We start from the raw sequence: 24,774 nt of genomic DNA on the forward strand, positions 1-24,774 counted from the left end.
CACCGTCATGTCTGAGACAACTGGTGCCAGCTACGCAGCCGCGGGCGTCGACATCGAGGCGGGCGACCGCGCCGTCGAGCTGATGAAGGAGTGGGTGAAGAAGACGCAGCGCCCCGAGGTCCTCGGCGGCCTCGGCGGCTTCGCCGGTCTCTTCGACGCCTCCGCCCTCAAGCGCTACGAGCGCCCGCTGCTCGCGTCCGCCACGGACGGCGTCGGCACGAAGGTCGACATCGCCCGGCAGCTCGGTGTGTACGACACCATCGGCCACGACCTGGTCGCGATGGTGATGGACGACATCGTGGTCTGCGGCGCGGAACCGCTGTTCATGACCGACTACATCTGCGTCGGCAAGGTCCACCCGGAGCGGGTCGCCGCCATCGTCAAGGGCATCGCCGAGGGCTGTGTCCTCGCCGGCTGCGCCCTCGTCGGCGGCGAGACCGCCGAGCACCCCGGTCTGCTCGGCCCGGACGACTTCGACGTGGCCGGCGCCGGCACGGGCGTGGTCGAGGCGGAGCACCTGCTCGGCCCGGATCGTATCCGTACGGGTGATGCGGTGATCGCCATGGCGGCCTCCGGCCTTCACTCGAACGGGTACTCGCTCGTCCGGCATGTCCTGCTGAACCGGGCGGGCCTGTCCCTGGACGCCGAGATCGCGGAGCTGGGCCGCACCCTCGGCGCGGAGCTCCTGGAGCCCACCAAGATCTACTCGCTGGACTGTCTGGCCCTCACCCGCACCACCGAGGTCCACGCCTTCAGCCATGTCACCGGCGGCGGTCTGGCGGCCAACCTGGCCCGGGTGATCCCCGACGCCCTGCACGCCACGGTCGACCGCTCCACCTGGACCCCGGCCCCGATCTTCGACCTCGTCGGCAGGACCGGTCAGGTCGAGCGCCTGGAGCTGGAGAAGACCCTGAACATGGGCGTGGGCATGATCGCCATCGTCCCCCAGGAGTCCGCGGACGTGGCCCTGACGACCCTGGCGGACCGGGGTGTCGACGCCTGGGTGGCAGGCGAGATCACCGACCGTGCCGACCACACGACAGGCGCGGAACTGGTGGGCGACTACGCGCGCGGCTGAACAGCACCAAGCCCCTGATGGCGGCCGACGGCCAGCCGTCAGGGGCGCGGGGAACTGCGCGAGCAACCACGAACAACCCGTGGTCGCCAGAACACAGTCACCCCCGAGCTATGAAGCGCGCCCCAGCCCCCAGCGGAGCGGGACCGCACAAAACCCGGTCCGGCGGTGGAAACCCACCCGGACCGGGTAAGCGCGGCGTTACGGCGTCAAGCCCCGCGGCGATGCGACGCCGGACCGGACTCGTCGTCCTCGTCCTCATCGTCGTCGTTGTAGAGATCCGCGTACTGGGAGTACGGGTCGTCGTCGTCTTCGTCATCCTCGAACGGCTCGCCATTCGGCGGCTGGCTCGAAGTCGAAGCGCCCAGCTCATTGGCCAGACGCGACAGATCAGTCCCGCCGCTGCTGTACTTCAGCTGGCGGGCGACCTTCGTCTGCTTGGCCTTTGCCCGGCCGCGCCCCATGGCTCGACCCCCTCGGATACGGGGCTCGGTGGCCCCAGAGTCTTGACACGCGTTCATGATCTGGAACGGACTCTCCATGGAGAGACCGGTCCGTAGGGCTTCCACGGTACCTGAGCCCACGCCCATACGGTACGTCGCCCGCAGGACGTGCCCGTGCCCAGGACCTGCGGGGAGCCCTTTCCCCGCTGGTCAAAGGTGATTTTAACCGTTTCTGGGCGAGCGACCCGCCGACGGAAGTGAGAGTTCTCTCTAAAGCCGCCGACGGGTACCGGCCGGCGCCGCGCCGAGGCCGTGCGGTGCCGGCCGTCCGGACTCAGCGGCCGCGGCGCAAGGCCGCCTCGTGCATCCGCTGTTCGGCGATCCGGTCGGCCGCCGCGGCCGGCGGAATCCCGTCCGTCTTCGCACGTGCGAAGATCGACAGCGTGGTGTCGAAGATCTTCGCGGCCTTCGCCCGGCACCGCTCGAAGTCGAACCCGTGAAGCTCGTCGGCGACCTGGATGACCCCGCCCGCGTTCACCACGTAGTCCGGCGCGTAGAGGATCCCGCGGTCGGCGAGGTCCTTCTCGACACCGGGGTGCGCGAGCTGGTTGTTGGCCGCGCCGCACACCACCTTGGCGGTGAGGACGGGCACGGAGTCGTCGTCGAGGGCCCCGCCGAGCGCACAGGGGGCGTAGATGTCGAGCCCTTCGGTCCGGATGAGGGCGTCGGTGCCGGCGACCGCCGTGACCCCGTCGGGGTGCCGGTCGAGGATCCGCCGCACGGCGTCCTCGCGCACGTCCGTGATCACGATCTCGGCGCCCTCGGCCAGCAGATGCGCCACGAGGTGGTGGCCGACCTTGCCGACGCCCGCGACGCCGACCCGGCGTCCGCGCAGCGACGGATCGCCCCAGACGTGCTGGGCGGAGGCCCGCATGCCCTGGTAGACACCGAAGGCGGTCAGTACGGACGAGTCGCCGGCGCCGCCGTTCTCGGGGGAGCGGCCCGTCGTCCAGCGGCACTCGCGGGCCACGACGTCCATGTCGGCGACGTAGGTGCCGACATCGCACGCGGTGACGTACCGGCCGCCCAGCGAGGCCACGGACCGCCCGTAGGCGAGCAGCAGCTCCTCGCTCTTGATCCGGTCGGGGTCGCCGATGATCACGGCCTTGCCGCCGCCGTGGTCGAGCCCGGCCATGGCGTTCTTGTAGGACATCCCGCGCGCGAGGTTCAGCGCGTCGGCGACGGCCTCCGCCTCGGTCGCGTACGGGTAGAAGCGCGTGCCGCCGAGAGCGGGGCCGAGCGCGGTGGAGTGGATGGCGATGACGGCCTTGAGGCCGCTGGCCCGGTCCTGGCAGAGCACGACTTGCTCGTGACCGCCCTGGTCCGACTGGAACAGGGTGTGCAGGACGCCGTCAGATACTTCGGTCACTGTGGTGACTCCTGGGTAAGAAGCGGCGGTGGGTCACAGGCTCCCGTACGGATGGCGGGGTCTGTGGGCATGAGAGTAGAGCCTGCGTCCGCCGTACAGCGGCGCAGCCTCAGGATCACCCCACGCGTGGAGTACGGACGTGGTGCGATCCGCACAGTTTTCCGGCCCGCCGGTGTGCGGGTTCGGCAGGTTTCCCCGGTGGCAGCCGGGGGAGGGAGCAGGCGTGCCCAAGGTGTCCTCGGTGATCGTCCCGTATGCGTCCTACCTTCGCGTGTACGAGCCGCTGGCGGCCTTCCCCGAGCCGGAGCGCGGTCACTGGACCCGCTACGCCCGGCGCACCGACCGGCCCTCGTACCAGGACGAGCTGCGCCGCTCGCTGGCGGACCTGCTGCCGACCCCGCCCGTCCCCGTGCCGGTGCACGAGAGCGGGGACGCCTTCGTGCTGGAGGCCGACGGGGTGGTCTGTGTCTGTCCCTGGCGGACGCGGCTGCGCGGCTGGCAGGCGCTCGGCGACCTGGCCGAGGAACTGCCCGCCCCGGTTCTGGACGCGGTGCTGCCGCCGCTGGTGCGGCGCCAGGCGAGCCAGGACTACGAGCGGTGGATGGCCGGCAACCCCGACGCCCGCCCGTGGATCCGCACGGCGACGTGGCAGGTGCCGCTGAACTGGTTCGTGCTCGTCTCGGACGAGGAGCGCACCTACGAGAAGGGTTCCGGCGAGAATTCGCCGGTGCTTCGCTATCGCACGCCCATGGTGCAGGCCCGGCGGCGGGTGGCACGGGGCCTGCGGACCCTGCGGGACACCGTCGACGAGGGGCCGCTCGTCGACGGTCTGGTCGACGTGGGCCGCTGGCTGGAGGAGTTCCACCCGCGCTCGCTCGTCGAGCTGGACTACGGCGGCCTGGTGCACGTCCTGCCCGCGGCCGAGCTGGACGGCGACCACTCGGCGGCCGATGTCGCCGAGGGCATCGAGGCCCTCCGCGACGGGGACGGGCCGGCCGCCGGGGAGGCGTACGGGCGGCTGGTCGAGCGCTGGCGGGCGGTGCGGGACAGGCGCTCGGCGAACTGAGACCGCCCTCGGCGATCAGATTCGAGCACTCGGCGAGCAGAACCGGACCGATCCGGTTGAACCGACTCAACCCCGCAGCCGTACTTGTGACGTGTGAGGCTGAGGAGCAAAGGCTTTCCATGAAGGCCGAACCATGGTGAACTGTCCATCCTTGACCCAAGCTTGACACCGCGCAGTTATCTGCGAGGTGCCACAGGGGGGACGTAGGTCCCGATCCGGGCTTTTGCGTCAAGAAGCCGCCAAGCGTGACGGATTGCACTTACGCGGGCCTTGCCTCTTACGCACCTCCTCGTGTCAAAATAGGACAAGGAGCCCGGGGGAGGCTCCTTCTGCCCGCGTATGGGTGGAATCTCAGCATTGCACGCTATTGGGGGGTCTTGAGACTCCTGCACGCCACTGTGACTGATCGTCACAGTGGCGTGACTGTCCGCTATGGCATGGTCCATCGGCATCCGTCGCTGATGAACACCTGGGAGGGCAATTCCATCGGTTTGGCCGACGCGGCTGGACGGATGGTGTAGTTGTAGTGCCGAGGACAAGCCGTTCGTCCTATAACCGACTCGACTCGCGTCCGCCATTTCGGGCAACGCGGGTCAAGGTGCAGAATTTAGAGGAAAGAACCGAGAAGGTTCGGTTCTCCCGAGGAGGCCGCTCATGACCGCTCGCACCCCTGATGCCGAGCCGCTGCTGACCCCGGCTGAGGTCGCCACCATGTTCCGTGTCGACCCCAAGACGGTCACGCGGTGGGCGAAGGCCGGCAAGCTCACGTCCATCCGCACGCTCGGCGGACACCGCCGTTACCGCGAGGCTGAGGTCCGCGCACTGCTCGCGGGCATTCCGCAGCAGCGCAGCGAGGCCTGAAACCTCGCCGAACAGGGCATTTCGGCTGATCCCCCATCGGCCGGAAGCCTGGAAGCACCACCGCTCAAGCTGCTTTGAACGACGCGGGTTCTGCCCCAACAGACCCCACGCCCCAGCCACACAGAACTTCCGGGAGGCCCCAGGTCCCCCGGGCCTCGTCAGGCAAGCACCACGGGTGCGTCGTAGATCGCGCTGGACTCCGCCGGGTCCAGCGCGATCTTTTTTGTGCGCCCGGCCGGCTGTTCCGGTCCGGAAGCGACAGGTTGTGCGCGGACTTGTCGGACTCTGGGGAGGCCTGTCGGATCTCCTGTGCAGGCCCCGGGAGACTGGTGCAATTGCACATATTAAATTGACCAGTTGTAGGAGACCGGTAAGAACCCGCGTTTCGGAAACTCATGCAGTGACACCCGTCACATGACGGAGCGCTTGTTGTCCGGTCGGCATCTGCGGTAGAGGGGGCGGGAGTTGCCCGTCGCCCGCCCCAGCCGAGTACGTTCCCTCCGGTGCGCGTCTCACGCCTTGGAGGGCGCCCCGTCCTCCGCGGTGCCCTCCGCGCCGTCCTCGCCGCCCGCCCCGTGCTCCGTGGCCAGCCGCAGCAGACGGTGGCAGATCGGGCAGTGGCGGGTGAGGTGGCGGTACGACGAGGCGGCCGACAGGTGAGCGCGGAGCAAGGCGCGGGTCTCGTGCCGAGCGGACGCCGTCATACGCCACCTCCGGGGTCTCGGGGCCCTGAGTCTGAGGTACCGGCGGAATGTGACGCCGTCAACCCCGCCCGGGCCGGTGGCGGGCGGCAGGCCCCTCCCGGCGGCGCGGGGGACCGCACGATCCGGCACGGGCGCCCCGCGCGCACCCGACCGCCCCGGCGGAGGCGTGAAGAGGCCGGCGCCCACCCGCCCTTCGGGCGCCGGGCCGGACCGGAGCCCAACAGCGAGAAGGCCCGCATCCGTTCGGATGCGGGCCTTCTTCTTCGTGCGGTCCTGACGGGATTTGAACCCGCGGCCTCCACCTTGACAGGGTGGCGAGCACTCCAAACTGCTCCACAGGACCAGGTTTCGCAGTCCGCGCCTTGTTGCCGCGCTGGCCTGCGAGAAGAGACTGTACAGGAGCGGGTGCCCCCGCGCGAACTCACTTTCCGTGCGGGGGCGGTTACGGCACCGCCGCGTCGATCGCCTTCACGATCCGCTTGTCGGAGACGGGGTAGGCCGTGCCCAGGGCGTGCGCGAAATAGCTCACGCGCAGCTCCTCGATCATCCAGCGGATCTCCAGGACCGACGCGGGCACGGGCCGCCCCTGGGGCAGCTGTTCCAACAGCCAGGCGTACTCGTCGCGCATCTCGTGGACCTTCTCCATCCGGGACGTGTCCCGCTGGACGCCGGTCGGCATCTGCTGCAGGCGCCGGTCGGCCGCCACCAGATAGCGCATCAGGTCCGGCAGCCGGCGCAGCCCCGCCTCCGTGACGAACCCCGGCTTCACGAGGGCGTTCAGCTGCCCCCGTACGTCCGCCAGGTTGGCGAGGAGGGCCGGGCTGCGCGTGGACTTCAGGCGGCGCTCACAGGCCTGCCAGGCGGCCAGCACCTGCTGCACCTGGCCGACGGTGCGGACCGTGGTGTCGACGATCTCCGCGCGGACCTTGTCATAGAGCTTGCGGTACGACGACTCGTCCCAGGCGGGTCCGCCGAAGTCGGCGATCAGCTTGTCGGCCGCCGCCATGGCGCAGTCGTCGAACAGCGCCTGGATGGAACCGTGCGGATTCGCGGACAGCGCCAGCTTCTGCGCGTTGGTGAGCTTTTCGCTCGCGAACTTCGCAGGGTTGACCGGAATGTTGCGGAGAATGAGCCTCCGGGTGCCCTTCCACATCGCTTCGGTCTGCTCCGCCTCGGTGTCGAAGAGGCGGACGGAGACCGTGCCGGCGGCCGCACCGTCGTCGACGAGAGCCGGGTACGCCTTCACCGGCTGCCCGGCGCGGCGCGTCTCGAAGACCCGGGTGAGCGAGCCGATCGTCCAGTCGGTGAGGCCCTTGCGCTCCAGGGACTCGCCGCCCTCGCGTTCGGCGGTCGCGGCGGCGGCCTGGGAGAGGGCCTGACGCGCCTTCGGCTTCAGCCGCAGCCGCAGCGACTCCAGGTCCTTGTCCTCGGCCAGCTTCCGGCGCCGTTCGTCGACGATCCGGAAGGTGATCTTCAGGTGGTCGGGGACGCGGGACCAGTCGAAGTCCTCGGGCGTCACCGGGACACCCACCATGCGCTTCAGCTCGCGGGCCATCGTCACCGGCAGCGGCTCCTGGAGGGGGACCGCCACGTCCAGGAAGCGCCGCGCGAAGTTGGGCGCCGGCACGTAGTTACGGCGGATCGGCTTGGGGAGGGAACGGATCAGCTCCGTCACGACCTCCTCCCGCAGGCCCGGGATCTGCCAGTCGAAGCCCTCGTCCGAGACCTGGTTGAGGACCTGGAGGGGAACGTGGACCGTCACCCCGTCCGCGTCGGCGCCCGGCTCGAACTGGTAGGTGACACGGAACTTGAGCGGCCCCTGGCGCCAGGAGTCCGGGTAGTCGGCCTTGGTGACCGCCTCCGCCGACTCCCGGATGAGCATCTCCCGCTCGAAGTCCAGGAAGTCCGGCTGCTCATGGCGCTTGTGCTTCCACCAGGAGTCGAAGTGGGCGCCCGAGACGACGTGCTCGGGGACCCGCTGGTCGTAGAAGTCGAAGAGGGTGTCGTCGTCGACCACGATGTCCCGGCGCCGGGCCCGGTGCTCCAGCTCCTCGACCTCGCTGAGCAGCTTGCGGTTGTCGGCGAAGAACTTGTGGTGGGTGCGCCAGTCGCCCTCGACGAGCGCGTTGCGGATGAACAGCTCGCGGCTGGCCTCCGCGTCGATCCGCCCGTAGTTGATCTTCCGCTGGACGACGATCGGCACGCCGTACAGCGTGACCTTCTCGTACGCCATCACGGCCGCCTGGTCCTTCTCCCAGTGCGGCTCGCTGTACGTGTGCTTCAGGAGGTGCCCGGCGAGCGGCTCGACCCACTCGGGTTCGATCCTGGCGTTGACACGGGCCCACAGGCGCGAAGTCTCCACCAGCTCCGCCGACATCACGAAGCGCGGGGGCTTCTTGAACAGGGCCGAGCCCGGGAAGATCGCGAACTTGGCGTTCCGGGCGCCCAGGTACTCGTTCTTCCCCGTGCTCCGCCCGCTCTCGCCCCCGGTCTCCTTCACGTCCTTCATGCCGATGTGCGAGAGCAGACCGGCCAGCAGGGAGACGTGGATGTGCTGCTCGGGGGCGTCGTCCTCGTTGAGGTGGATGTCCATCTGCCGGGCGACCGTGCGCAGTTGACTGTAGATGTCCTGCCACTCGCGGATCCGCAGGAAGTTCAGGTACTCCTGCTTGCACATCCGGCGGAAGGACGACGAACCGCGTTCCTTCTGCTGCTCGCGGACGTACCGCCAGAGGTTGAGGTAGGCGAGGAAGTCGCTGGTCTCGTCCTTGAAGCGGGCGTGCTGCTGGTCGGCCTGGGCCTGTTTCTCGGCGGGGCGCTCGCGCGGGTCCTGGATGGACAGCGCGGCGGCGATCACCATGACCTCGCGGGCGCAGCCGTTCTTGTCGGCCTCGACGACCATACGGGCCAGCCGCGGGTCGACGGGCAGCTGCGAGAGCTTGCGGCCCATCGGGGTCAGCCGCTTGCGTACGTCCTTCTGCGCCGGGTCGAGCGCGCCGAGCTCCTGGAGGAGCTGGACGCCGTCGCGGATGTTGCGGTGGTCCGGCGGATCGATGAAGGGGAACTTCTCGATGTCGCCGAGACCGGCGGCGGTCATCTGGAGGATGACGGAGGCGAGGTTCGTGCGCAGGATCTCCGCGTCCGTGAACTCGGGCCGCGCCTCGAAGTCGTCCTCGCTGTACAGGCGGATGCAGACACCGTCGGACGTCCGGCCGCAGCGGCCCTTGCGCTGGTTGGCGCTGGCCTGGGAGATCGCCTCGATGGGGAGCCGCTGGACCTTGGTGCGGTGGCTGTAGCGGCTGATGCGGGCGAAGCCCGGGTCGATGACGTACTTGATGCCGGGGACCGTGAGCGAGGTCTCGGCGACGTTCGTGGCCAGCACGATCCTGCGCCCGGTGTGCGGCTGGAAGACGCGGTGCTGCTCGGCGTGCGAGAGCCGGGCGTACAGCGGCAGGACCTCGGTGAACCGGTAGTTCTTCTTGATCAGCGCGTCGGCGGTGTCACGGATCTCCCGCTCCCCGGAGAGGAAGACGAGGATGTCGCCCTTCCCCTCGCCCTGCAGCTCCTCGACGGCGTCGCAGATCGCGGTGATCTGGTCCCGGTCGGCGTCGTCGCCGTCCTCCTCCAGCAGGGGGCGGTAGCGCACCTCCACCGGATACGTACGGCCGCTGACCTCGACGATCGGCGCGTCGCCGAAGTGGCGGGAGAACCGCTCGGGGTCGATGGTCGCCGAGGTGATGACGACCTTGAGGTCGGGGCGCCTGGGCAGCAGCTGGGCGAGATAGCCCAGCAGGAAGTCGATGTTGAGGGAGCGCTCGTGGGCCTCGTCGATGATGATCGTGTCGTAGGCGCGCAGCTCGCGGTCCGTCTGGATCTCGGCGAGCAGGATGCCGTCCGTCATCAGCTTGACGAAGGTCGCGTCCGGGTTCACCTGGTCGGTGAAGCGGACCTTCCAGCCCACGGCCTCGCCGAGCGGTGTCCGCAGCTCCTCCGCCACGCGTTCGGCGACCGTGCGGGCGGCGATACGCCGGGGCTGCGTGTGCCCGATCATGCCGCGTACGCCACGCCCCAGCTCCATACAGATCTTGGGGATCTGGGTCGTCTTCCCGGAGCCGGTCTCACCGGCGACGATGACGACCTGGTGATCGCGGATCGCGGCCGCGATGTCGTCCTTCTTCTGGCTGACGGGCAGCTGCTCGGGATACGAGACGGCCGGCACGCGCGCGGCGCGCTCGGCCATGCGGGACTCGCCCTTGGCGACCTCCGCCTCGATCTCGGCGAGCACGGCGGCCCGGGCCTCGGGCTTGCGGATCTTGCGCGCGCCTTCGAGCCTGCGTCCGAGCCGGTGCGCGTCGCGCAGGGACAGCTCGGCCAGGCGGGGGGCGAGGGCGCCGAAGGCGGGGGCAGGTGGCGTAGACATACGGAACCCAGGATCTCACCTCGACGAAACGAGGGGCGAACGCTTTTGCGTCCGCCCCTCGCCCGGTGCCTGTGATGCGTGTTACCGCGCGTCGACGTAGTCCTCGGCGCCGGCGCCCGCGAAGTGCTTGCTGTCGGGCTCCAGGTGGACGGGCACCCAGGTGCCGTCCATCGGGGCCTTGATGCCCTTGGCGAAGGAGCCGTTCGCCTTGGTCTTGACCGTGCCCATCAGGTACCAGCTCTTCTCGCCGCGGGGCCGGAACAGGATCTGGACCCGCTTGCCGCCGTACGCCTTCCAGCTCGTCCAGCCCACCGTGCTCGCGGGCTTCGCCTCCTGGAGGACGCCCTTCACGGTGAGGGTGCCGCCCTTGCGGACCGGCTCGGGGGAGGCGCCCGCGCCCTTGATCCGGGTCAGGGCCTTCACCTTGCGCACCGCCTTGCTGGTGGTGCCCCTGAAGTCCCGCTTGGTGTCCCCGGCGTACCGCAGTCGCCAGTAGCCGTCCGGGCTGCCCTTGAGTCCCTCGACGATGAACTGCGAGCCGAAGCCGGTCGTGACCGTCTTCTTGGTCTTCCACCCGGTCTTCCCGTCGGCGGAGTACTGGATGCCGACCTTGATCCGGCCGCTGTAGTAGTTGCCGGACAGGTCCACGATGCCGGTGACGTCGAGCTGGGCGTGCTCGTTCTGCGCCGCCGTGAACTCGGTGAACCTGCTCGTCGAGGTGACCTTGGCCGTCACGTCGGCGGTCGCGGTCCGCTGGATCCAGGGGTTGTACGGGTACGGCGGGAAGCCCACCTCGAAGGTGGTGTTGCCGTACACGCGCCTGACGAAGGTGAAGCGGCCGGCGGTGTCGGTGGTCGCCTCGGTCGCGTCGGTGATGTGGCTGTTCTTGTAGTCCAGCTCCAGCGGGATGCCCGCCAGCGGCTTCCATTCGGTGCCGCTGCGGTACTCCAGCCGCCCGGTGACCTTCATCTCGGCGTTCGCCACGACATGGAAGCTGCTCTTGTCGAGGAACAGGCGGGTCGGGGCGGCCTTGGGCCTGATGCCGATCACGGGGACCGTGGCGTAACCCAGGTCGCTGCGGTACCGGGCTCGGACCCAGCCGCCCTCGCTCACCTCGCGGGCGAGGGAGAAGTGGCCCTGGTCGTCCGTGGTGACGGTCTCCTCGACCGAATCGCCCAGGTCGATGTCGACGGGGGCGCCGGGCATGGCCTCGGTCGCCCGCGTGCTGGGATCGCGCAGGAGCAGATCACCGGTGGCCGTGACGACCTTGTCGTCGATGGTCGGCTCGGTCGGTGTGACGGAGAAGTCCGAGATCACGGGCTGCTTCTGGTAGCGCAGCACGCCCGCATTCTGCCGGACGGTGGTCTCGCCGCCGCTGGTGGTGGCCTCGACGTCGATCGTGTACTCGCCGAGGGTGTCCAGGTGGACGGGCGGGGAGGACCAGGTGCCCTCCCAGGAACTCGCGAAGTACGTCTGCGTGAACTCGGTGACCGTGGCCACCGGGGTGTCCGTGTCGGCGCTGCCGAGCGGACGCAGCTTCGCGGTGATCTTCTTGACGTCCTCGCCGGCCGCGCTGCCGTGGCCCAGGCGTACGTCGATGACCGACCAGTCCGCCGAGTCGCTGGACGCCTCCTGGACGACCGGAGCGGCCGCGTGGGCCGTGCCCGGTATCGCGAAGGTGGAGAGCAGGACGGCACCGGCCGTCACGAGCCCCCTGGTGATGTGTCTCAAGAACCCCCCATGGTTCCCGGTGGGCCGCGGCTCCGCGGCGGCCTCACTGTGAGCGACGAAAACCCCCTCCGGTCACCCGGAGGGGGTTTTCGCGCGATGTGGCTGGGGCCGGGGTCGAACCGGCGACCTATCGCTTTTCAGGCGATCGCTCGTACCAACTGAGCTACCCAGCCGCGGTGCTTCGTGAGAAACACCAGCGGTCCTGACGGGATTTGAACCCGCGGCCTCCACCTTGACAGGGTGGCGAGCACTCCAAACTGCTCCACAGGACCAAGGATGCGTACGACAGTGTCGCACACGTTCTTGCGTGCCCCCAACGGGATTCGAACCCGTGCTACCGCCTTGAAAGGGCGGCGTCCTAGGCCGCTAGACGATGAGGGCTATCGGCCCGCCTGGGCGCTTTGTCAGCGCGTCGGGGACGTGAGAAGCATATGGGATGGCAGGAGGTATCGCCAAAACGGTTTACGGGCCGCCGGGTGACCCGCTCGTGGACGTCCTGCCGGACGGTGACGGGGACCCCTCGTCCCCCGGCCGGGCACCGGGCTGGTTCTCCTTCGGCAGATGGCGGCTGACCTCCGCCGTCGTCAGCCCCAGACCGCCCAGCTTGATCTCGTCCCAGGCCTGCAGGCGGCGCGTGTCCCGGTCGAGGTAGAGGACGGAGGCCTCGATCGGGTCGGGCTCCTTGCCCTCCACGGCCCGTAGACCACTGCCGCCGGTCGAGCCCTCGATGCGCAGCCGGGTCCCCTGCTCCAGCATCTCCATCTCGGGGTGGTGGAGGTGCCCGGCGAGCACCAGCGGGACCTGGCCGTCCGTCTCCCGGGCGGCGTCCGGGTTGTGCGCGACCGCGATGTCCACGGGGGTGCCCGCCGCCTTCTGGGCGCGCAGGGCGTCCGCCAGCCGCTGCCCGGCCTCCTCCTCCGACGGCAGGCCCGCCTTCCCGGTCGAGCGGTCCGGGGTGAACTGCGGGTCCCCCGTCCCCGCGAACCGCAGCCCGCCCACGGTCACCGCCCTCCCCTCGTCGAGGACGTGGGTGTTGTCGATGCCCTCCAGATAGCGCTGGGTCAGGAGCGAGTCGTGGTTGCCGCGCACCCAGACGTACGGGGCCCCGAGGTCGGCGATCGGGTCGAGGAACCCGTTCTCGGCGGCGCTGCCGTGGTCCATGGTGTCGCCGGAGTCGACGATGACGTTGATCTCGTACTGCTCGACCAGCGAGGCGATGATCTTCCAGCTCGCGGGGTTCAGATGGATGTCGGACACGTGCAGGACGCGGATGGTCGTCGGGTCCGGCTGGTAGGCGGGGAGCGTGGACGTGACGTCGTACAGCTTGGTCACGTTCGTCACCAGGCGGGCCAACTCCTTCTGGTAGACGTCGAACTCGGTGACGATGCTGCGCGCGTTCCCCACCAGTGACGGCGCGGAGGAGAGCAGGCCGGAGAACTTCGGCTCCAGGACGGAGTTGGGGTTCCAGGTGGCGGCGGCCGTGCCTCCGGCGCCGGCCAGGAGCGCGAGGGCGAGGCCGCCGGCGGCGAGGGCGCGGCGGGGGCGGCGGTACACGGCGAGCCCGAGCGCGGTGGCCCCGGAGACGACGGCCACGCCGGAGCGTACGGCCAGGTCGATGGTGCCGTGCCGCACGTCGCCGGCGATCTCCTCCTGCAGCCCGGAGATCCGCTCGGGGTGGTCGACCAGAGCCTGGGCGCGCTCGGGGTCGAGCTGGTCGACGTTGACGTCCAGGCGTACGGGGGCGTGGTGGCTGTTCAGTTCCAGGGCGCCCAGCGGCGAGACGTTGATCTTCGTGCCGCCGGTGAGGGAGGGGCGCAGCGTCATCGTCGTGTTCATGGGGCCGACGGGCGTGCGGACGTTCCCCACGACCAGCAGACCCAGCCAGGCGCCGAGCAGAACGACCGCGACCAGGCTGAGGGCCCGTTTCCAGGGGTGGGGGCGCTGGACCAGCTCGGCGGTCGGGTGTGCGCGTCGGGACCGGTAGTGCCGGGCCAGGGCGCGGGGGATCCGGAGCAGGGGCGTGCGCGGGGTGTCGGCGGCGGATGGGTCGGCGGGGACGCGTGCCATTGGTCGCGTATGCCCAGGGGTGGGGGCGGATATGCGGAGGGGGCGGGCGGGTGCCGGGGCTTCGCCAGGTCGTCGTACGGGCTGTGCCGGGTTCGCCGTGCCCGGTGGGCCCGTGTGCTGCCCGTATCTCTCGTACCCGCGTGTCGTGCATGACAATGGCCGTGTGCTGGAAATGACGCGCGAGGAGTTCGAGGAACTGGTCGCCGAGGCGTTGGACCGGATTCCGCCGGAGCTGACACGGCTGATGGACAACGTGGCGGTGTTCGTCGAGGACGAGCCGCCCGCCGACGACCCGGAGTTGCTCGGGCTGTACGAGGGGACGCCGCTCACGGACCGCGGGGAGTGGTACGCGGGGGTGCTGCCGGACCGGATCACGATCTACCGGGGGCCGACGCTGCGGATGTGCGAGACACGGGAGGACGTGGTCGCGGAGACCGAGGTGACCGTGGTGCACGAGATCGCGCATCACTTCGGGATCGACGACGCGCGGCTGCACGCGTTGGGGTACGGCTAGGAACTGTCCGTCGGACGGGCCCGGAGGCGGCCCGGGCGCCCGACGGCGCGTGTCCTCTTGTGGGCGGCGGGAGTTGGGCAGGGGGACTCCCCTTCACGCCCCCCTCGGAGGTGGCCGCCGTGCGCGCCTTGAACGTATCCGTCCGTCTGGCCGCCGCGGTCATGGCCGTAGCGGCGGCGGCCGGCTGTATGAGCGTGGGGGACGACGCGCGGAAGCCCGGCCCTTCACCGTCGGCGGGGCAGCGGGGCGGTGAGAAGCCGGACGGGGGTACGGCGGTGACGGACGCAGGCGGTACGGGCTACCGGTCCGGACAGGGGAAGCGGCACGGTTCCGCGTCGCCCGGCCCGTCCTCGTCCGGGTCCCCGTCCGCGTCCGCGTCCGCGCCGGCTTCCGGGAAGGCCAGGCCGTCCGGGAGGGCGACGCCGCCGAAGGGGGACGGGGGCGAGGGGAAGGGGGAGGGGCCGCAGAAGCCCGAGCCGCCGAAGGGTGAGCCGTCCCCGCCGCCCGTGGTGGAACCCGAGCCCGAGCCGAGCGGGCCGGCGGAGTCGCCGTCGCCCGCGCCGGAGCCTTCGGCCGAGCCGTCGTCGTCCGCGCACGAGCAGGGCGCGCAGTTGATGGAACGGGAGCCGGCGCCGCAGGCGGGGGACGCGATGTAGGGGTGCTCCGGAGGGGTGCCCCGGAAGGAGTGCGCCGGAAGGAGTGCGCCGGAGGGGTGCGTCGGAGAGCTGCTCCGTCCATGCTGTACGATGATGTATCTGCCGCCGTTTCACGTCGGCCCTCACCCCCGCCCGAAACGATCGGGCCCGGACCTGCGGACATCCGCCCGGTTTGCCTAGAGGGGTGGCGGGTGCGTATGGTGGCAGATCGTTTGATCCCATTGCCCCATTGCCCGGCGCCATCACAGAAGCGCGCCGTGTGGCGCGTACTCTCCCTTGCCGTGGCGGACCGCATAGAGGCGGTCGTGTGCGAATCACGGAGTTGACGGGCGCGTGCCGACGAGACTCCGGAAGGTTTCGCATACGCATGTCCATTTCCAGTACTGATCACGTCGTCGTGCCCGAGAACGGCGCGGACGCAGAGGTCGTCGAGACCATCGAGAACGCCTCCGCCGAGGCCGCTCCCGAGGTCACCTTCGCGACACTCGGTCTTCCCGAGGGCGTCGTGCGCAAGCTCGCGCAGAACGGCGTGACCACCCCCTTCCCGATCCAGGCCGCGACCATCCCGGACGCCCTGGCCGGCAAGGACATCCTCGGCCGCGGCCGCACCGGCTCCGGCAAGACCCTGTCGTTCGGTCTGCCGCTGCTCGCGCAGCTGGCCGGCGGCCACACCGAGCGCAAGAAGCCCCGCGGCGTCATCCTCACACCGACCCGTGAGCTCGCGATGCAGGTCGCGGACGCCCTCCAGCCGTACGGCGACGTCCTCGGCCTGAAGATGAAGGTCGTCTGCGGCGGTACGTCGATGGGCAACCAGATCTACGCCCTGGAGCGCGGCGTCGACGTCCTCGTCGCCACCCCGGGCCGCCTGCGCGACATCATCAACCGCGGCGCCTGCTCGCTGGAGAACACCCAGATCGCCGTCCTCGACGAGGCCGACCAGATGTCGGACCTGGGCTTCCTGCCCGAGGTCACCGAGCTGCTCGACCAGGTTCCGCCCGGCGGCCAGCGGATGCTGTTCTCCGCGACGATGGAGAACGAGATCTCCACGCTGGTCAAGCGCTACCTGAGCAACCCGGTCACGCACGAGGTCGACAGCGCCCAGGGCAACGTCACGACCATGTCGCACCACATCCTGATCGTGAAGCCCAAGGACAAGGCGCCGGTCACCGCCGCGATCGCCTCCCGCAAGGGCCGCACGATCATCTTCGTCCGCACCCAGCTGGGCGCCGACCGCATCGCCGAGCAGCTGCGCGACGCCGGTGTGAAGGCCGACGCGCTGCACGGCGGCATGACCCAGGGCGCCCGTACCCGGACGCTGGCCGACTTCAAGGACGGTTACGTCAACGCGCTGGTCGCGACCGACGTGGCCGCCCGCGGCATCCACGTCGACGGCATCGACCTGGTCCTGAACGTGGACCCGGCCGGTGACCACAAGGACTACCTGCACCGCTCCGGCCGTACGGCCCGCGCGGGCCGCTCCGGCACGGTCGTGTCCCTGTCCCTGCCGCATCAGCGGCGGCAGATCTTCCGCCTGATGGAGGACGCGGGCGTCGACGCCTCGCGCCACATCATCCAGGGCGGTACGGCCTTCGACACCGAGGTGGCCGACATCACCGGCGCCCGGTCGATGACCGAGGTCCAGGCCGAGTCGGTCGACAACGCCGCGCAGCAGGCCGAGCGCGAGGTCGCCCAGCTGACCAAGGAGCTGGAGCGGGCCACGCGCCGCGCCGCCGAGCTGCGTGACGAGGCCACCCGGCTGACCGCGCGCGCCGCGCGGGAGCGGGGCGAGGACCCGGAGACGGCCGTCGCCGCCGCCGCGGAGGCCACCACCGTCGCCGCCGCCGTCGAGACGGACGGCCCGGTGGCCGAGGCTCCGGCCGCGATCGCCGAGCAGTCGGCCGAGCGTCCGGCGTACGAGCGTCCCTCGTACGACCAGCCGCGTCAGCGCCGCGAGGAGCGGGGCAACGGCGGTTACGACCGTGGTGACCGTGGCGGGTTCCGCCGCGACGGCGAGCGCGGCGGGTTCGACCGCCGTGACGACCGTCGGGACGGTGACCGTGGTGGCCGTACCTTCGAGCGTCGTGACGACCGTGGTGGCAGCGGCTTCCGCCGGGACAACGAGCGTGGCGGTTTCGAGCGTCGGGACGGCGAGCGCGGTGGGCGTTCGTTCGAGCGTCGCGACGACCGTGGCGGCAGCGGCTTCCGCCGTGACGACCGTGGTGGCCGCTCCTTCGAGCGCCGCGACGAGCGTGGCGGCCACCGGGGCAGCGACCGTCCGTTCAACCGTGACCGTCAGGGCGGCGACCGTCCGGGCTTCCGCTCCGGCGGCCACGAGCGTCCGTACGGCCGTCGTGACGACCACCGCGGCTCCGGCTCCGGCACCGGCACCGGCTCCTCCTTCGGGCGCCGTGACGACAAGCCGCGCTGGAAGCGCAACGGCTGATCCTGCTCGCCGAGGCGGGTGGCTGACGCCGGCTGATGCCTGAGGCAGTTGAAGGGCCCGTACGACTCCGGTCGTACGGGCCCTTCGCCTGTGTTCCGCCCTGTGGGTCCCGCACCGACCGGTCCCGCCGACTTTCGGCCACCGTGTGGCGCATGTCACGTCCGCGGAGAGGGAATTGCTGGGGGCATGACAGATGACGACATAGCCCGTGGGGCGGCCGGGGCTTCGGCTCCGGACTCTGTGTCGGTCTCGGTGTCCGACGAGGAACGGCTGGCCCAGCTGGGCTACACGCAGGTCCTCGCCCGCCGTATGTCCGCGTTCTCCAACTACGCGGTCTCCTTCACGATCATCTCGGTCCTCTCGGGCTGCATGACGCTCTACCTCTTCGGCATGAACACCGGCGGACCCGCGGTGATCACCTGGGGCTGGGTCGCGGTCGGCCTGATGACGCTCTTCGTGGGCCTGGCCATGGCCGAGATCTGCTCGGCCTACCCGACCTCCGCCGGCCTGTACTTCTGGGCCCACCGACTCGCGCCGGAGCGCAGCGCGGCCGCCTGGGCGTGGTTCACGGGCTGGTTCAACGTCCTCGGCCAGGTCGCCGTGACCGCCGGCATCGATTTCGGCGCGGCGTCCTTCCTGGCGGCCTACCTGAACCTGGAGTTCGGGTTCGAGGTGACCCCGGGCCGCACGATCCTCCTCTTCGCCGCGATCCTGCTGCTGCACGGCCTGCTGAACACCTTCGGCGTCCGGATCGTCGGCCTGCTGAACAGCATCAGCGTGTGGTGGCACGTGGTGGGTGTGATCGTCATCGTCGGCGCGCTCGCCGTCGTCCCCGACAGCCACCGGTCGGCGTCGTTCGTGTTCACGGAGTTCGTCAACCACACGGGCTGGGGCAGCGGGCTGTACGTGGTGCTGCTGGGCCTGCTGATGGCGCAGTACACCTTCACCGGGTACGACGCCTCCGCCCATATGACCGAGGAGACGCACGACGCCTCGACGGCCGGCCCCAAGGGCATCGTCCAGTCCATCTGGACGTCCTGGGTGGCGGGCCTGGTCCTCCTCCTCGGCTTCACCTTCGCCATCCAGTCCTACGACGGCGCCCGCGAGTCGGCGACCGGCGTGCCGCCCGCGCAGATCCTGCTCGACGCGCTCGGCGCCACCGGCGGCAAGCTGCTCCTGCTCGTCATCATCGGCGCGCAGCTGTTCTGCGGCATGGCGTCCGTCACGGCCAACAGCCGCATGATCTACGCCTTCTCGCGCGACGGCGCGCTCCCGTTCTCGCACGTCTGGCACACCGTCAGCCCGCGCACCCGCACCCCCGTGGCGGCGGTCTGGCTGGCGGCGGGCGGCGCGCTGCTCCTCGGTCTGCCGTACCTGATCAATGTCACGGCGTACGCCGCCGTCACCTCCATCGCGGTCATCGGCCTCTACATCGCGTACGTCATCCCGACGCTGCTGCGGCTGCGCAAGGGCGACGCGTTCGAGCGCGGGCCCTGGCACCTGGGCCGCTGGTCGCGGGTGATCGGCGTCGTCGCGGTGGTCTGGGTCCTCTTCATCACCGTCCTGTTCATGCTTCCGCAGCTGTCACCGGTCACCTGGGAGAACTTCAACTACGCGCCCGTCGCCGTCCTGGTGGTGCTGGGCTTCGCGGCCATCTGGTGGGCCGCCTCCGCCCGCCACTGGTTCCTCAAACCCGGACACGCGCGCAGCGTGGCCCGGGAGGCGGCGCGCAAGGGGGCGCCGGAGCCGATCGATCCATGACCCGGTGACGGGGCGGGGACAGGGACTGGGTCCGGGACCGGTTGCCGGACCCGGCAACGGCCAACTCGCCCTGCTTCCGGCGATCTTCCGTCCGTTCTGTTCTGCGGCGGCCCTTTTTGCGGCACTCCGACGCGGCCGGGTCACCGATACCCGATCGGACTCCCGGCCACGTCCGGCTATGCTCGGGGAGGCAACATCGCCTGGGCCCTTAGCTCAATTGGCAGAGCAGTGGACTTTTAATCCATTGGTTGTGGGTTCGAGTCCCACAGGGCCTACGGTTCGCGGGTGGGGGTTATCCCCTCTGACCTGCGGCGCGGCGCCCGGTTCGGCTTCGGCCGGGTCGGGCGCCGCGGTGTTTGGGGGCCTTGCCGATGAGCTCCTTCCGGCCCCACGGTCGAACTTCCTGAAGCCCTCGCGCTAGTCAGCGGTTCCGTTCGCCTCCGAGCTGCCCGTGGAGGACTCGGGCAGCGCGATGACGTACGTCCCCTTCGCGGGCAAGGTGGCGACGAGTCCTCGTTTCCGGAGCTCGACGACAGCTCGACGCACTGTGCCGATGCTCACGCGATACAGATCGGTCATCGCACGCTCGCCCGGCAGTGCGGCCCCTTGCGGCAACTTGCCGGAGGCGATGTCCGCCGCGATGGCATCGGCGAGTTTCACGTACTCGTAGCGCGGAAGCTCCGTCATCCCTCCACGATGCCGCAGCCTTCCGCGTACCGCAGGAGTGGAACGCGTCCCGACGCAGAGGGACGCGGAAGTAATCAGAGGGATGCAGGGGGACGCGGTTACCGGTATGGTCGAAATCAGCAGACCCCGGCGAGGTGTGGAGACCTCCCGGGGCATGGCCAACGCCTACTAGGAGCGTCGACATGACCGACCTTATCCCCCGTGCCCTCCGATGGCTGCGCCTCCTGTTCTCCCCCGGCACCGGCAAACGGCGACTGACCCGCCACCGTCCCTACCTCTGCCTGCATGTCACCGCCGTACGGCAGCACCCCCACACCCCCGCTCCCGCTCCCGCGTCCTCCGGACTTCCCCGTCACCGTTCCCCCTACGGCCTGCACACCCCCATCGACGGCTCCACCTCCGCCCTGGTCCGCCCCTACCTCGCCGCGCATGAGGAAGACGCAGCCCTCCGGCAGTACCGCCGTCTCGCGCTCGTCCTTGCCGCCGACTTCGGGGTCGACCTCGATCAGCACCTGGTCGGACTGCGGAAGGCAGCCGCCTGATGGAACACGTCAACGGCACACCCGTACCCGCCCACACGCCCGCGTCCGAACTCCGGCTCCTGCCCTGGCCGTCGCCCGAGGGAAAGCCCTGTTACCTGGTGACCGACCGTCACGGCGGCCGCCTCTCCCGTCTCGCCGACGAACTGGAGGCCACCCAACTCGCCACCGGCACCGACGTACTCGACCTCGCGCGTCCGGTGCTGGAGGACCCGGCCTCGCCGTACACCGAGGTCCGCTACGCGGGCATCCGTCTCGCCGAGTGCCTGACGGACGCCTTGCGTGTCGCCGAGTCCAGGGGTTCGCGCCTGCCGGTGCCGGACACCGAGGCCACCGACGACCTCGAAGAGGCTGCGGAGACCGCACGCGGGATGTAGGCGCAGCCCGCGGGCGCTTCGCCTCCCGTCCGGCCGGCGGGTACCGCGCCGACCGGACGGCAGGCGAGGCGAACCGCTCACACCTGCGGTCGCCCCGCCCCCGCCCCCGGCGCTCGCCGATGCCCCGCCTTCGACACGGGCTCCGGCGTCAACCTCGCCGTAGCCACGTACGAGACGACGACCGCGACGATCACCAGCGGCATGACGGTGACCCCCTCGAGCCCGATCAGCAGCGTGGCCAGCAGGACGGAGACCAGGGGGAGGCGCAGCATCGCGGCGCTCATCGCCCCGATACCCATCGCGAACCCCGCGACCAGGCTCAACCCCGGTAGGTGGGAGCAGAGGATGCCGCCCGCGGCTCCCACGAACATCGCGGGAAAGATCGGGCCTCCCCGGAAGGCGCTGAGTGACACGCAGTAGGCGAGTCCCTTGCACAGCACCAGCAGCGCCAGCGCGCCCACCGAGTACGTGGCACTGTGCGTGAGGAAGGGGTCCAGTGCCGTCTGCCCCGAATAGAGCACGTCGGTCGCCGGTTTGTCCGTGGCCTCCGCGTAGCCGATCGCCAGTCCCGCCACGACCAGGCCGATGACGATCGTGGCCGCCACTCGGCGCCGCTCGACGCGTGTCCTGAGCCGGACGGCGAGCCATCGGATGCCCGCGGCCACGAGCGCGGCCGACAGTCCGATGAGCAGAGCCCAGCCGAACTCCGCCGCTGTCGGGCGCACGGCCTCGGGTACGTCGCGCAGGACCAGGGAGTACGTGCCCAGCCCGGTCCAGGAGCCGAGCCCGACGAAGACGAGCGCACCGATGCCCGAGGCCAGCAGCCCGGGTACCAGCACCGCCGTCATCATCACCCCGCCCAGCCCGGAGGCCTCCATCAGGAGGAACGCCCCCAGCAGAGGCGATCCCAGCAGGGAGCTGACGGCCGCGAAACTTCCCGTCGCGCCCAGCACCGCGCTCATCTGCTCCGGCGGATCGCGTCTGACCAACCGCACGGCACCGGCGGCGAGGCCGCTGCCGAGTGCCAGGAGGGGTGCCTCGGGGCCGAGGACGGCGGCGAAGCAGAGCGTCGCCAAGGCGGCGAGGAAGATGCCGGGGAGTTCGACGGGCGTGGGCACACCGCCGGGCTGGAACCCGGCGCTCGGTTCATGACCGCCGTGCCCCGGCAGGTATCGGACCGTCAGACCTACCAGCAGTCCCCCGACGGCGAGCAGGGGCAGCGGCCACCAGGACGGAGTTCCGCCGAAACCCAAGGACTTGGGCAGATCCGAGTAGATCAGCGGCTGGACCTCCCCGACCAGCGCGAGGAACCCGAAGGCCGCCGCGGACACCGGCAGGCCGATCAGGGCGGCGATCAACAGGAGCACGAGGTAGGCGCGGCTCCGCAGAAGCGTCCTCGGGTCCGGAGGCGGGGAGCCCCCGGACCCGTCCGTACCGACCGGCATGCGCACAGCCTCCTCGCGGGTGCGGACCTCGTTCCGCGCGCTCCCGAGCCTGGCACGCCGGGCGGGGGGCGGCTCGCCGGCCGGGGCTGTGCGTGTGACAGAGGGGAGTAGGGAGGACCGCTGCCGCATGACGTCCGCTGTCACGCTCAGGTGTGAACGATGCCGACTGCCGGATGGCTGAAACCGGTCACTCGTCCTTCGGTCCGCGGACGACTTGTGACCGGGGCGCCCTGCCGCCGGATGGTTTCTTCTGGTTTGTTCCGAGAGTGGGTCAGAGTGAAGGACACATACATGCGTCGCTTTTTGGTCACTTCTCGGTATTTGCGCAACATATGCAGTTCGTCGCCTGGTTGGGCGGCATGTCTGTCTGCACGTGCCGTGAACACGGGGAGGGGCGGATGAAGAGGATCCTGCTGACGTCGGGGCTCGTCGGGATGCTGGTGGTGGGGTCCGCCGTGCCGACCGCGGCCATCTCGGACGCCGGGTCGACGCCGTTGCCCGGCACGGGCGCGCGGGTCGAGGTCAGCGCGTGGCAGTGCAACGCCTACGCCGACAAGTGCTCCTTCAAGACGTCGACGAAGACCATGAGGGGCGGGGCGAGGTACCCGGTCAGCAGGATCAGCAACACGGCGACGGTGAAGGCCAACGGCTGGCAGGCGACCCTCGCGCTGAGCCCGAGCGGTACGCCGGTGAGCGAGAGCACCCGGCAGGTCAGCTGGACGAACCAGAACACGTGGATCGCCGACATCAGCGGTATCGCCGACCCGGGAGGCTCGCTCAACACGAGCATCACCACCTGCTCCGACGGCGGTGCTTTCAAGTCCGGTGTCAAAGCGTTCGCTTCGGCCTGTGCCAACGACTGAGCGGTGAGGGAGCACGTGGACCGTCGGCGCCGGGTGCTCCTGTCGGTGGGTGCGGTCGCCGCCACGGCGGCTCTCGGGGCCGCGGTGTTCGGCGGCGGGCCGGTGGAACGGCCCGTGCCACCCGGTGCCGACCTGGCCGCACAACTCGACGCCCTGCGCGGCGCGAACGATCTCGTACGCGCCACCCGCGCCGATGTCGGGCGCGATCCCGCGCTGTACCCGACCGCGTACGGGCGTCTGGAGGCGTCCCTCGCGGCGGGGCCCCGGGGCGGAGGCGATACGGGCGTGCCTGCGGTTCGGACCGACCGTCTCGCCGAACTCGCCCGTACCGACGTCCTCGACACCCCGGCATGGCGGGCCCACTACGTGTGCCTCGCCCTCACGGGGAAGGGCGCGGACGGGAGCCGTGAGGCCGCCGCCGTTCTCGGGCGGGCGGGGCTGCGGGAACGGGCCGGGCGCGAGGCGCTCGGGTACCTGACCGCGCCGGACGCCGGGGACGACGCCCTCACCTCGCTCGCCACGCGGGCCGCCTTCCTCCAGACCCTGACCTGCCTGGGGCGGGACGGCGAGGTGCCCCGGGCCCGGCTGGAGACCCTCGCCGCGGACACCTCCCGTGCCGAGCAGGCCGTACCGGCGCTCTACGCGACGGAGGCCCTGCGCGCGGTCGGCGTACGGGCCCGCGCGACGCGTGCGGTGCGGGGTGCCGACGCCCGGCTGGCCGCGGGGTGCGCCGCCCTCGACCCCATCCAGCGGGCCGCCCTGACCCTGCTGCTCGACCGGCTGACCCGGCGGACGCACGACTGCCTGGTGCCGGTGCTGTCGGATGCCGACACCCAGACCCGCTGGCTGGTCCGGCGCGCCCTCATGGTCGGCGGCGACGGGACCGGCCACGCAGCCGGCTCGCTCCCCGAGCCGGTGGGTCACGTCCGGCCCGACGGCCTCGTCGCGAAGACGCCGGCCCAACTGGGCACGCTGACCGCCACCTACGACGCCGCGCGGGCTCTGACGGCCGGCGCTCAGCAGGAGCGCACGCCGTACTGGCTCGAGCGGCGGCTGAAGCGGATGGGCGCGGACGCCGGCCTCGAACCGTCCGATCGGCTGCTGCTCGCCATGACATGCCACCGGCTGGCCCTGACCTGTGGACCACAGGCCGCCAAGGGGGCGGCGGAGGCGGCTCGGCTGACGGTGCCGGGGCGTCTGACGCGGGAGAACGAGCGCCGGTGGTACGGCGTCATGGCGGCACGCGCGGAATTCGGGCTGGGCTGCGGGCGTACGGCCGTGGAGGCGCCGGACGGTGGGAGAGACGGGGAACTGTCCGCCCGTTCGCTGCGCGTCGTGGTCGTGCTCGCGGACGCCGGATGCACGGCCCAGGCGGCGCGGCTCACCGAGGGCACCGACCTCACGGAGCAGGCCCGCGGGGCGCTGCGCGCGGGGGACCTGGTGACCGCCTCGGACGCGGTCCAGGCGGCGCTCGCCTCCGATCAGAGCATCCCGCAGAGCCTCTGGGACGACCTGCCCCGGCTTCTCCGGCGCTACAGCGACACCGGATTCCCCGACCTGTACGCCCCCTCGCCGGGTGGCGCGGCCTCTGCGGACGCCACCAGAGCGGCGTACTACCTCCTCGCGTGACCTTCTCGGCGGCGAGCCGGAGGAACTCGCCCTCTCGCCCGGCCGCGCGCCCATCCGGTTTCGT

General features: G+C 70.6%; 19 protein-coding genes and 5 tRNA genes. 12 read left to right on the plus strand and 12 right to left on the minus strand.

Annotated features, from left to right (window positions below):
* Positions 1 to 7 precede the first annotated feature (7 nt).
* Positions 8 to 1,078: a phosphoribosylformylglycinamidine cyclo-ligase gene (purM, locus tag ACFU5F_RS26275; protein ID WP_383891917.1), complete on the plus strand. Its 1,071-nt coding sequence runs from the start codon at positions 8 to 10 to the stop codon at positions 1,076 to 1,078.
* 206 nt (positions 1,079 to 1,284) lie between these two features.
* Here the strand turns inward: purM and ACFU5F_RS26280 are convergent, their stop codons facing one another.
* Together ACFU5F_RS26280 and ACFU5F_RS26285 are read right to left on the minus strand one after the other, a co-directional pair.
* On the minus strand, positions 1,285 to 1,539 hold the full coding sequence (locus tag ACFU5F_RS26280; RefSeq protein ID WP_037726253.1) for a DUF3073 domain-containing protein: 255 nt from the start codon (positions 1,537 to 1,539) through the stop codon (positions 1,285 to 1,287).
* Positions 1,540 to 1,852: 313 nt separating this feature from the next.
* A complete protein-coding gene (locus ACFU5F_RS26285) occupies positions 1,853 to 2,947 on the minus strand; it encodes a Leu/Phe/Val dehydrogenase (protein ID WP_383891921.1) in 1,095 nt (364 codons plus the stop codon).
* A gap of 223 nt (positions 2,948 to 3,170) precedes the next feature.
* Between ACFU5F_RS26285 and ACFU5F_RS26290 the strand changes: the two genes are divergently transcribed.
* Positions 3,171 to 4,013 carry a hypothetical protein gene (locus ACFU5F_RS26290; protein WP_383891924.1) on the plus strand — a complete coding sequence of 281 codons (843 nt, stop codon included), beginning with the start codon at positions 3,171 to 3,173 and terminating at the stop codon, positions 4,011 to 4,013.
* 654 nt (positions 4,014 to 4,667) lie between these two features.
* Entirely contained in the window at positions 4,668 to 4,874 is a 207-nt protein-coding gene (gene bldC, locus ACFU5F_RS26295) for a developmental transcriptional regulator BldC (protein ID WP_003949541.1), read from the plus strand.
* 512 nt (positions 4,875 to 5,386) lie between these two features.
* On the opposite strand, the gene ACFU5F_RS26300 is transcribed toward bldC, so the two are convergent.
* The 8 genes from ACFU5F_RS26300 to ACFU5F_RS26335 all read right to left on the minus strand — a co-directional run bounded on the left by ACFU5F_RS26300 (position 5,387) and on the right by ACFU5F_RS26335 (position 13,796).
* Complete coding sequence (locus ACFU5F_RS26300; RefSeq protein ID WP_383891926.1) at positions 5,387 to 5,578, minus strand: DUF6274 family protein; 192 nt, start codon at positions 5,576 to 5,578, stop codon at positions 5,387 to 5,389.
* A gap of 268 nt (positions 5,579 to 5,846) precedes the next feature.
* A tRNA-Asp gene (locus tag ACFU5F_RS26305) sits at positions 5,847 to 5,921 on the minus strand.
* 99 nt (positions 5,922 to 6,020) lie between these two features.
* The gene (hrpA, locus tag ACFU5F_RS26310; protein WP_383891929.1) at positions 6,021 to 9,998 is read right to left on the minus strand and encodes an ATP-dependent RNA helicase HrpA; all 3,978 of its coding nucleotides are present in this window, start codon (positions 9,996 to 9,998) and stop codon (positions 6,021 to 6,023) included.
* 81 nt (positions 9,999 to 10,079) lie between these two features.
* On the minus strand, positions 10,080 to 11,729 hold the full coding sequence (locus ACFU5F_RS26315; RefSeq protein ID WP_383891931.1) for a hypothetical protein: 1,650 nt from the start codon (positions 11,727 to 11,729) through the stop codon (positions 10,080 to 10,082).
* Between the two features lie 99 nt (positions 11,730 to 11,828).
* Positions 11,829 to 11,902 (minus strand) — tRNA-Phe (locus ACFU5F_RS26320).
* 24 nt (positions 11,903 to 11,926) lie between these two features.
* Positions 11,927 to 12,001, minus strand: a tRNA-Asp gene (locus ACFU5F_RS26325).
* 36 nt (positions 12,002 to 12,037) lie between these two features.
* Positions 12,038 to 12,110: transfer RNA gene (locus ACFU5F_RS26330), tRNA-Glu, on the minus strand.
* Positions 12,111 to 12,191: 81 nt separating this feature from the next.
* Entirely contained in the window at positions 12,192 to 13,796 is a 1,605-nt protein-coding gene (locus tag ACFU5F_RS26335) for a metallophosphoesterase (RefSeq protein ID WP_383891934.1), read from the minus strand.
* A 163-nt stretch (positions 13,797 to 13,959) separates the two neighbouring features.
* On the opposite strand from ACFU5F_RS26335, the gene ACFU5F_RS26340 reads away from it, so the two are divergent.
* The 5 genes from ACFU5F_RS26340 (at position 13,960) to ACFU5F_RS26360 (ending at position 19,445) form a co-directional block, all read left to right on the plus strand.
* The gene (locus ACFU5F_RS26340) at positions 13,960 to 14,310 is read left to right on the plus strand and encodes a metallopeptidase family protein (protein WP_059249887.1); all 351 of its coding nucleotides are present in this window, start codon (positions 13,960 to 13,962) and stop codon (positions 14,308 to 14,310) included.
* A 110-nt stretch (positions 14,311 to 14,420) separates the two neighbouring features.
* Positions 14,421 to 14,966, plus strand: coding sequence for a hypothetical protein (locus ACFU5F_RS26345; RefSeq protein WP_383891937.1), 546 nt, complete (start codon positions 14,421 to 14,423; stop codon positions 14,964 to 14,966).
* 367 nt (positions 14,967 to 15,333) lie between these two features.
* The gene (locus tag ACFU5F_RS26350; protein WP_383891940.1) at positions 15,334 to 17,409 is read left to right on the plus strand and encodes a DEAD/DEAH box helicase; all 2,076 of its coding nucleotides are present in this window, start codon (positions 15,334 to 15,336) and stop codon (positions 17,407 to 17,409) included.
* Between the two features lie 186 nt (positions 17,410 to 17,595).
* The gene (locus tag ACFU5F_RS26355) at positions 17,596 to 19,170 is read left to right on the plus strand and encodes an amino acid permease (RefSeq protein WP_383891943.1); all 1,575 of its coding nucleotides are present in this window, start codon (positions 17,596 to 17,598) and stop codon (positions 19,168 to 19,170) included.
* 202 nt (positions 19,171 to 19,372) lie between these two features.
* Positions 19,373 to 19,445, plus strand: a tRNA-Lys gene (locus ACFU5F_RS26360).
* 142 nt (positions 19,446 to 19,587) lie between these two features.
* Here ACFU5F_RS26360 and ACFU5F_RS26365 read toward each other — a convergent pair.
* Positions 19,588 to 19,857 (minus strand): GntR family transcriptional regulator, encoded by a 270-nt coding sequence (locus ACFU5F_RS26365; protein WP_383891945.1) that lies wholly within the window; start codon positions 19,855 to 19,857, stop codon positions 19,588 to 19,590.
* 182 nt (positions 19,858 to 20,039) lie between these two features.
* Here ACFU5F_RS26365 and ACFU5F_RS26370 point away from each other — a divergent pair, with 182 nt between their 5' ends.
* Positions 20,040 to 20,399 carry a hypothetical protein gene (locus tag ACFU5F_RS26370; protein ID WP_383891948.1) on the plus strand — a complete coding sequence of 120 codons (360 nt, stop codon included), beginning with the start codon at positions 20,040 to 20,042 and terminating at the stop codon, positions 20,397 to 20,399.
* Complete coding sequence (locus ACFU5F_RS26375; RefSeq protein WP_383891951.1) at positions 20,399 to 20,773, plus strand: hypothetical protein; 375 nt, start codon at positions 20,399 to 20,401, stop codon at positions 20,771 to 20,773. Before ACFU5F_RS26370 ends, ACFU5F_RS26375 begins: the two co-directional genes overlap by 1 nt.
* Positions 20,774 to 20,850: 77 nt before the next feature.
* Here ACFU5F_RS26375 and ACFU5F_RS26380 read toward each other — a convergent pair whose 3' ends face one another.
* Entirely contained in the window at positions 20,851 to 22,218 is a 1,368-nt protein-coding gene (locus ACFU5F_RS26380) for a chloride channel protein (RefSeq protein WP_383891953.1), read from the minus strand.
* A gap of 398 nt (positions 22,219 to 22,616) precedes the next feature.
* Here ACFU5F_RS26380 and ACFU5F_RS26385 point away from each other — a divergent pair, with 398 nt between their 5' ends.
* The gene (locus ACFU5F_RS26385; protein WP_383891955.1) at positions 22,617 to 23,081 is read left to right on the plus strand and encodes a hypothetical protein; all 465 of its coding nucleotides are present in this window, start codon (positions 22,617 to 22,619) and stop codon (positions 23,079 to 23,081) included.
* Between the two features lie 3 nt (positions 23,082 to 23,084).
* On the plus strand, positions 23,085 to 24,710 hold the full coding sequence (locus ACFU5F_RS26390) for a hypothetical protein (protein ID WP_383891958.1): 1,626 nt from the start codon (positions 23,085 to 23,087) through the stop codon (positions 24,708 to 24,710).
* The last annotated feature ends 64 nt before the right edge of the window (positions 24,711 to 24,774 follow it).

The sequence above is a fragment of the Streptomyces sp. NPDC057438 genome (genome assembly GCF_042802995.1).
In the GTDB taxonomy this organism is placed as follows: Bacteria; Actinomycetota; Actinomycetes; order Streptomycetales; family Streptomycetaceae; genus Streptomyces.

Bases quoted from the DNA above. Each gene is read 5' to 3' on its own strand.
- purM (WP_383891917.1), top strand. From the start codon at position 8: ATGTCTGAGACAACTGGTGCCAGCTACGCAGCCGCGGGCGTCGACATC.
- ACFU5F_RS26365 (WP_383891945.1), bottom strand. From the start codon at position 19,857: ATGACGGAGCTTCCGCGCTACGAGTACGTGAAACTCGCCGATGCCATC.
- ACFU5F_RS26350 (WP_383891940.1), top strand. From the start codon at position 15,334: ATGTCCATTTCCAGTACTGATCACGTCGTCGTGCCCGAGAACGGCGCG.
- ACFU5F_RS26280 (WP_037726253.1), bottom strand. From the start codon at position 1,539: ATGGGGCGCGGCCGGGCAAAGGCCAAGCAGACGAAGGTCGCCCGCCAG.
- ACFU5F_RS26335 (WP_383891934.1), bottom strand. From the start codon at position 13,796: ATGGCACGCGTCCCCGCCGACCCATCCGCCGCCGACACCCCGCGCACG.
- bldC (WP_003949541.1), top strand. From the start codon at position 4,668: ATGACCGCTCGCACCCCTGATGCCGAGCCGCTGCTGACCCCGGCTGAG.
- ACFU5F_RS26375 (WP_383891951.1), top strand. From the start codon at position 20,399: ATGGAACACGTCAACGGCACACCCGTACCCGCCCACACGCCCGCGTCC.
- ACFU5F_RS26300 (WP_383891926.1), bottom strand. From the start codon at position 5,578: ATGACGGCGTCCGCTCGGCACGAGACCCGCGCCTTGCTCCGCGCTCAC.
- ACFU5F_RS26380 (WP_383891953.1), bottom strand. From the start codon at position 22,218: ATGCCGGTCGGTACGGACGGGTCCGGGGGCTCCCCGCCTCCGGACCCG.
- ACFU5F_RS26385 (WP_383891955.1), top strand. From the start codon at position 22,617: ATGAAGAGGATCCTGCTGACGTCGGGGCTCGTCGGGATGCTGGTGGTG.
- hrpA (WP_383891929.1), bottom strand. From the start codon at position 9,998: ATGTCTACGCCACCTGCCCCCGCCTTCGGCGCCCTCGCCCCCCGCCTG.
- ACFU5F_RS26355 (WP_383891943.1), top strand. From the start codon at position 17,596: ATGACAGATGACGACATAGCCCGTGGGGCGGCCGGGGCTTCGGCTCCG.
- ACFU5F_RS26370 (WP_383891948.1), top strand. From the start codon at position 20,040: ATGACCGACCTTATCCCCCGTGCCCTCCGATGGCTGCGCCTCCTGTTC.